6 protein-coding genes are annotated in these 7,422 nt (G+C 70.3%); 2 read left to right on the top strand and 4 right to left on the bottom strand.

All coding sequences use genetic code 11. The annotated features are described in order from the left end of the window. Window positions 1–372 (top strand): cobalamin-dependent protein (locus ABZ565_RS31630; RefSeq protein ID WP_361034539.1); only part of this gene is annotated, 372 nt, incomplete at its 5' end. 11 nt (window positions 373–383) lie between these two features. Further along, complete coding sequence (meaB, locus tag ABZ565_RS31625) at window positions 384–1,382, top strand: methylmalonyl Co-A mutase-associated GTPase MeaB (protein ID WP_361034536.1); 999 nt, start codon at window positions 384–386, stop codon at window positions 1,380–1,382. A 25-nt stretch (window positions 1,383–1,407) separates the two neighbouring features. Here the strand turns inward: meaB and ABZ565_RS31620 are convergent, their stop codons facing one another. The 4 genes from ABZ565_RS31620 to ABZ565_RS31605 all read right to left on the bottom strand — a co-directional run bounded on the left by ABZ565_RS31620 (window position 1,408) and on the right by ABZ565_RS31605 (window position 7,405). After that, window positions 1,408–2,769: an NAD(P)/FAD-dependent oxidoreductase gene (locus ABZ565_RS31620; RefSeq protein WP_361034534.1), complete on the bottom strand. Its 1,362-nt coding sequence runs from the start codon at window positions 2,767–2,769 to the stop codon at window positions 1,408–1,410. Between the two features lie 134 nt (window positions 2,770–2,903). After that, window positions 2,904–3,272 (bottom strand): hypothetical protein, encoded by a 369-nt coding sequence (locus ABZ565_RS31615; RefSeq protein ID WP_361034531.1) that lies wholly within the window; start codon window positions 3,270–3,272, stop codon window positions 2,904–2,906. Continuing rightward, on the bottom strand, window positions 3,269–4,999 hold the full coding sequence (ctaD, locus tag ABZ565_RS31610; protein WP_361034528.1) for a cytochrome c oxidase subunit I: 1,731 nt from the start codon (window positions 4,997–4,999) through the stop codon (window positions 3,269–3,271). Before ctaD ends, ABZ565_RS31615 begins: the two co-directional genes overlap by 4 nt. 186 nt (window positions 5,000–5,185) lie before the next feature. Continuing rightward, window positions 5,186–7,405 (bottom strand): NADP-dependent isocitrate dehydrogenase, encoded by a 2,220-nt coding sequence (locus tag ABZ565_RS31605; RefSeq protein WP_361034525.1) that lies wholly within the window; start codon window positions 7,403–7,405, stop codon window positions 5,186–5,188. Window positions 7,406–7,422 lie beyond the last annotated feature (17 nt).

Raw genomic sequence — 7,422 nt, 5'->3', positions numbered from 1 at the left:
GACGGGCACGACCGGGGCCAGAAGGTGATCGCGACCGCCTTCGCCGACCTGGGCTTCGACGTGGACGTCGGCCCACTGTTCCAGACCCCGGGCGAAGTCGCCCGGCAGGCGGTCGAGGCGGACGTGCACATCGTGGGCGTCTCGTCGCTGGCCGCCGGCCACCTCACCCTCGTCCCCGCGCTCCGCGAGGAGTTGGCCGCCGAGGGGCGCGAGGACATCATGATCGTGGTGGGCGGGGTGATTCCGCCGCAGGACGTGGAAGCGCTGCTGGAGGCGGGTGCCGCGGCCGTGTTCCCGCCCGGGACGGTGATCCCGGAGGCGGCCCACGACCTGGTGAGGCGGCTCGGGTCCGCGCTCGGCCACGAGCTGTGAGCCGCTGAGCGATGGCCCCGAGGATCGATCTCGACAGTTATGTGAAGGGCGTGCTCGACGGGAAGCGCGCGCACATCGCGCGCGCCATCACCCTTGTCGAGTCCACCCGCCCCGACCACCGGGCGGTCGCCCAGGAGTTGCTGCGGCGGCTGCTGCCGCACTCGGGCCACGCCCGGCGCGTCGGCGTGAGCGGGGTGCCCGGCGTCGGCAAGTCGACGTTCATCGACGCGCTCGGCACCATGCTCACCGGGCTCGGGCACCGGGTCGCCGTGCTGGCGGTCGACCCGTCGTCCAGCCGGACGGGCGGTTCCATCCTGGGCGACAAGACCCGGATGGAGCGGCTGGCGGTGGACCCGAACGCCTTCGTGCGCCCCTCCCCCACCGCCGGCACCCTGGGCGGGGTGGCGAAGGCGACCCGCGAGTCCGTCGTGGTGATGGAGGCGGCGGGCTACGACGTGGTGCTGGTGGAGACCGTCGGTGTCGGCCAGTCGGAGACCGCGGTCGCCAACATGGTCGACACGTTCCTGCTGCTGACCCTGGCGCGTACCGGTGACCAGCTGCAGGGCATCAAGAAGGGCGTCCTGGAGCTCGCGGACGCCATCGCCGTCAACAAGGCGGACGGCCCGCACGAGCGCGACGCGAAGGCCGCGGCCCGTGAACTGGCGGGCGCGCTGCGGCTGATGCACCCGGCGGACGCGGCGTGGACCCCGCCGGTCCTGACGTGCAGCGCGCGCGAGTCGACCGGTCTCGACACGCTGTGGGAGCGGCTGGAACAGCACCGGGCGCTGCTGGAGTCGACCGGCCGGCTCGCCGCCAAGCGCAGCGAGCAGCAGGTGGACTGGGCCTGGACGATGGTGCGCGACGAACTCCTGGGAAGCCTGCGCGGCCACCCCGGGGTGCGGGCGGTGGCGCCGGACCTGGAGCGCCGGGTGCGGGAGGGGACGCTCCCGGCGACCCTGGCCGCCGAGGAGATCCTTGCCGCGTTCCGGGGGTCCGGTCCGGCGGTCTGAGGGTTCCGCCGCCCGCCGCGCCCGGTCACATCCGGGTGTGGAGGGCGGCGGTGTGCTTCCGGACCTGCTCCGGGGTGAGGTAGCTGTCGGTGTACTCGAAGTCCCGCAGCGTCGCCGGCTTGCGCATCTGGAACCCGGTGCGGACGAAGTCGTCGCCGGCGGCGGCGTTGATCAGCCAGTTCGCCATGACGCGGGCCTTGGCCACGTTGGTGCGCAGCGCCGACCAGTGGTAGCCGCGCGCCACGGCCTGGGCGGCGATGCCGTGCATCTCGACGCCGAGGGGCTTGGACACGGCGTCCTTGCCGCCGAGGTCCACGACGAGCCCGAGGTCCTTGTGCACGTACGGCTGCAACGGCTGGTTGCGCAGCTTGGCGAGCAGGTTGTCGGCGAGTTTGCGGCCCTGGCGCATGGCGTGCTGGGCGGTGGGCGGGCAGACCGCGCCGTCGCCCTTGGCCAGGTCGGGCACGGCGGCCGCGTCACCGAGCGCGAAGATCCCGTCGTGGCCGGGCACGACCATCTCGGGCGTGACGGCGAGCCGGCCCTTCACCGTCTCCGCGTCGAAGGTGCCGACCAGCGGGCTGGCGGCGACCCCGGCGGTCCAGATCAGCGTCCGGCAGGGCAGCACCCGGCCGTCGGTGAACGTCACGGTGTCGGGGCCGGCCTCGGCGACGGACACACCGAGCGACACCTCGATGCCCCGGTCGCGCAGCACCTTGAGGGCGCTGGCGCCCAGCTTGTCGCCCAGCTCGGGCATGAGCTTCGGGGCGATGTCGATCAGGTGCCACTTCACGAGCTTCGGGTCGAGGCGGGGGTAGTGCCGCAGCGCGCTGGTGGTGAGGCGCTGGAGGCAGGCCGCGGTCTCGGTGCCGGCGTACCCGCCGCCGACCACGACGAACTGGAGCCGGGAGGCCCGCTCCTCCTCGTCGTCGCTGGCGTCCGCGAGGTCGAGCTGCGCGATGACGTGGTCGCGTACGTAGGCGGCCTCGGCCAGCGTCTTCATGCCGCGGGCGTGGTCGAGGAGCCCGGGGATGTCGAAGGTCCGGGTGACGCTGCCGGGGCTGAGGACGAGGTGGTCGTACCGTTCGTTGACGATCTCGTCGGTGATCTTGCGGACCACGCACACCTTCGCCTCGGGGTCCACGCCGATGGCCCCGCCGGGAATGATCCGGGTGCGATGGCGGCTGCTGCGGCGCAGCGAGAGCGCGACGGACTGCGGGGTCAGCACCCCGGAGGCCACCTGGGGCAGCAGGGGCAGGTAGAGCTGGTACGAGAACGGGGCGACGAGCGCGATGTCCGCTTCACCGGGCCGCAGCTTCCGCTCCAGACGGCGTACGCACTCGACCCCGGCGAAACCGGCTCCGACTACGAGAATCCTGGGTCGTGCCACAGTGATCGTCCCTTCTGGGGGTCTGCACGGTCGTCCGTTCGCCTGCCCCGTCACACGCGCCCGTCACCTCTCATCTTCACGACCGGCAGCCGAGTGCGCCTGCTGGGCAGGGCAGAACGGACGACCGTGCCGGGTCACCTGGCCAGGTAGGTGACCACGCCGCAGGCGCCGCCCGCCGCGCCCGCGCAGACCACGGCGGCGGCGACGCAGCGGGCACGCAGCCTTCGGTAGCGCTCGGTGTACTCGCCGCGCAGTTGCAGGGCGCGGGCGGAGATCCGCGCCAGCACCACCCGGGCTTCGGCGGTCCGCTCGGCGGTGTAGACCCGCTCCACGTCCTCGCGCTGGGCGGTGGTGAGCCAGGGCAGCTGGTCGGTGAAGCGGCGGGCGAGCCGGCGTGCCTGCTCGACCTCGGCGTTCCACAGCAGGTAGCCCTCCATCTGGGCCAGTCCCCGCGCGCTCTCGGCGTCCGGGTCGGCCGGCGCCCGCCTCTCCTCGCCGCTCACGCCTGCTTGTCCCCCGGCGCCACCGTCGCGGAGGTCTGCGGCCGGGTGGCTGCCTCCTCCAGCTCGCGCACGGCGGGGTGGTGCAGGTCGAATGCCGGGGATTCGGAGCGGATACGGGGCAGGGTGACGAAGTTGTGCCGGGGCGGCGGGCAGGAGGTCGCCCACTCCAGCGAACGTCCGTAGCCCCAGGGGTCGTCGACCTCGAGCTGCTTGCCGTACTTGGCGGTCTTCCACACGTTGTACAGGAAGGGCAGCATGGACAGGCCCAGTACGAACGAGGAGATGGTCGAGATGGTGTTCAGCGCGGTGAAGCCGTCCGACGCGAGGTAGTCCGCGTACCTGCGGGGCATGCCCTCGGCACCCAGCCAGTGCTGCACCAGGAACGTGCCGTGGAAGCCCACGAACAGCATCCAGAAGGTCATCTTGCCGAGCCGTTCGTCCAGCAGCTTCCCGGTGAACTTCGGCCACCAGAAGTGGAAGCCGGCGAACATCGCGAAGACCACGGTGCCGAAGACGACGTAGTGGAAGTGCGCGACCACGAAGTACGAGTCGGAGACGTGGAAGTCGAGCGGCGGGGACGCCAGGATCACACCGGTCAGCCCGCCGAAGAGGAACGTGACGAGGAAGCCGACCGACCAGAGCATCGGTGTCTCGAAGGACAGCGAGCCCTTCCACATGGTGCCGATCCAGTTGAAGAACTTCACCCCGGTGGGCACCGCGATGAGGAACGTCATGAACGAGAAGAACGGCAGCAGCACCCCGCCGGTGACGTACATGTGGTGCGCCCACACCGTGATCGAGAGGCCGGCGATGGCGATCGTGGCACCGATCAGACCGATGTAGCCGAAGATCGGCTTGCGGCTGAAGACGGGGATGATCTCGGAGACGATGCCGAAGAACGGCAGGGCGATGATGTACACCTCGGGGTGGCCGAAGAACCAGAAGAGGTGCTGCCACAGCAGGGGCCCGCCGTTGGCCGCGTCGAAGATGTGCGCGCCGAACTTGCGGTCCGCCTCCAGTGCCAGGAGGGCGGCGGCGAGGACCGGGAAGGCGAGCAGGACCAGCACACCGGTCAGCAGGACGTTCCAGGTGAAGATCGGCATGCGGAACATCGTCATGCCGGGCGCGCGCATGCAGATGATCGTGGTGATGAAGTTGACCGAACCGAGGATCGTGCCGAAGCCGGAGAAGGCGAGACCCATGATCCACAGGTCAGCTCCGACGCCTGGCGTGCGGACGATGTCGGTGAGCGGTGTGTAGGCGAACCAGCCGAAGTCGGCGGCGCCGTTCGGGGTGAGGAAGCCGGCCACCGCGATGAGCGAGCCGAAGAGGTACAGCCAGTACGCGAACATGTTCAGCCGCGGAAACGCCACATCGGGCGCGCCGATCTGCAGTGGCATGATCCAGTTCGCGAATCCGGCGAACAGCGGTGTCGCGAACATCAGCAGCATGATCGTGCCGTGCATCGTGAACGCCTGGTTGAACTGCTCGTTCGACATGATCTGCATGCCGGGCCTGGCGAGCTCGGCGCGCATGAAGAGGGCGAGCAGCCCGCCGCCGAGGAAGAACGCGAACGAGGTGGTCAGGTAGAGCGTGCCGATCGTCTTGTGATCGGTGGTGGTCAGCCATTTGATGACGACGTTGCCGGGCTCCCTGCCCCGTACCGGCAGCTCGTTGGAGTACGACTCCTCGTCCTCGGCCGTACCTGGTGTACCCGTCGTCGTCACGGGGCCGCTCCTTCGCTCGTGCATCCCTGTTACCGGATGCAGCAAAGCAGCGAAGCGGCCCCGTCGCGCGGCCCGGCACCCGCCGGAGCACGACATTCACCCGTCAGGGGGTCAGCGCCCTTCGTGTGCTGACACGCCGACGCCCCGGCGCGGCGCGGACCGGCCGGGGCGTCGGTGACCGTCGGGTCAGGCGAGGCTCGCGATCGCCTGGTTGAACGTCGCGGACGGACGCATGACGGCCGCGGCCTTGGCCGGGTCGGGCTGGTAGTAGCCGCCGATGTCGGCCGGCTTGCCCTGGACCGCGATCAGCTCGTCCACGATCGTCTGCTCCTGCTCGGACAGCGTCTTGGCGAGCGGGGCGAACGCGGCGGCGAGTTCGGCGTCGGCGGTCTGCTGCGCCAGCTCCTGGGCCCAGTACAGGGACAGGTAGAAGTGGCTGCCGCGGTTGTCGATGCCACCGAGGCGGCGGGAGGGCGACTTGTCCTCGTTGAGGAACGTGGCCGTGGCCCGGTCCAGCGTGTCGGCGAGGACCTGGGCGCGGGCGTTGCCCGTGGTCTGCGCGAGGTGCTCGAAGCTGACGGCGAGGGCCAGGAACTCGCCCAGGCTGTCCCAGCGCAGGTAGTCCTCCTTGACGAGCTGCTGCACGTGCTTGGGCGCGGAGCCGCCTGCGCCCGTCTCGAAGAGGCCGCCGCCGTTCATCAGCGGGACGACGGAGAGCATCTTCGCGCTGGTGCCGAGCTCCAGGATCGGGAAGAGGTCCGTCAGGTAGTCGCGGAGCACGTTGCCGGTGACGGAGATGGTGTCCTCGCCGCGGCGGATGCGCTCCAGGGAGAAGGCGGTGGCCTCCTGCGGGGTCATGATCTCGATCTGGAGGCCCTCGGTGTCGTGCTCGGCGAGGTAGGTCTTCACCTTCTCGATGAGCTTCGCGTCGTGCGCGCGGTCCGCGTCGAGCCAGAAGACGGCCGGGTTGCCGGTCGCACGGGCGCGGGTGACGGCCAGCTTGACCCAGTCCTGGATCGGCAGGTCCTTGGTCTGGCACATGCGGAAGATGTCGCCGGCGCCTACGGCCTGCTCCAGCACGGCGTTGCCCGCGGCGTCCACGACCCGGACGGTGCCGGTGGCGGGGATCTCGAAGGTCTTGTCGTGGCTGCCGTACTCCTCGGCCTTCTGCGCCATGAGGCCGACGTTGGGCACGGAGCCCATCGTGGCCGGGTCGAAGGCGCCGTTGGCGCGGCAGTCGTCGATGACGACCTGGTAGACACCGGCGTAGCTGCTGTCCGGCAGGACGGCGATGGTGTCGGCCTCGTTGCCGTCGGGGCCCCACATGTGGCCGGAGGTGCGGATCATGGCCGGCATGGAGGCGTCGACGATGACGTCGCTGGGGACGTGCAGGTTGGTGATGCCCTTGTCGGAGTCGACCATGGCGAGAGCGGGGCCCTCGGCGAGCTCGGCCTCGAAGGACTCCTTGATCTTCGCGCCCTCGGGCAGGGCCTCCAGGCCCTTGAGGATGCCGCCCAGACCGTCGTTCGGGGTCAGGCCGGCGGCGGCGAGCACCTCACCGTACGCGGCGAAGGTCTTCGGGAAGAAGGCGCGCACGACGTGGCCGAAGATGATCGGGTCGGAGACCTTCATCATCGTGGCCTTGAGGTGCACGGAGAAGAGGACGCCCTCGGCCTTGGCACGGGCGATCTGGGCGGTGATGAACTCGCGCAGGGCGGCGACGCGCATGACGGAGGCGTCGACGACCTCGCCCGCGAGGACCGGGACGGACTCGCGCAGGACGGTGGTGGTGCCGTCGTCACCGGCGAGCTCGATGCGCAGGGTGCCGGCCTCGGAGATGACCGCGGACTTCTCGGTGGACCGGAAGTCGTCGACGCCCATGGTGGCGACGTTGGTCTTGGAGTCGGCGGTCCAGGCGCCCATGCGGTGCGGGTGGGTCTTGGCGTAGTTCTTGACCGACGCGGGGGCGCGGCGGTCGGAGTTGCCCTCGCGCAGGACCGGGTTGACGGCGCTGCCCTTGACCTTGTCGTAACGGGCGCGGACGTCCTTGTCCTCGTCGGTCTTCGGGTCGTCCGGGTAGTCCGGGAGGGCGTAGCCCTGGGCCTGGAGCTCGGCGATCGCGGCCTTCAGCTGCGGGATCGAGGCCGAGATGTTGGGCAGCTTGATGATGTTGGCGCCCGGAGTGGTGGCCAGCTCGCCGAGTTCGGCGAGGGCGTCGTCGATGCGCTGGTCCTCCCGGAGGCGCTCGGGGAAGCCCGCGATGATCCGGCCCGCCAGGGAGATGTCCCGGCTCTCGACGGTGACCCCGGCCTTCGAGGCGTACGCCTCGATCACGGGCAGGAACGAATACGTCGCCAGGGCCGGGGCCTCGTCGGTGTGTGTATAGATGATGGTCGAGTCAGTCACCCTGTGCTCCGCTCCAC

This window comes from Streptomyces sp. NPDC016469 (assembly GCF_040632905.1).
GTDB lineage: Bacteria > Actinomycetota > Actinomycetes > Streptomycetales > Streptomycetaceae > Streptomyces.
Note: the sequence above shows the minus strand (reverse complement) of the source record. Positions and strands in the feature narration are given on the sequence as shown.

Coding starts and splice junctions, on each gene's coding strand:
- meaB (WP_361034536.1), top strand. CDS start 384: ATGGCCCCGAGGATCGATCTCGACAGTTATGTGAAGGGCGTGCTCGAC.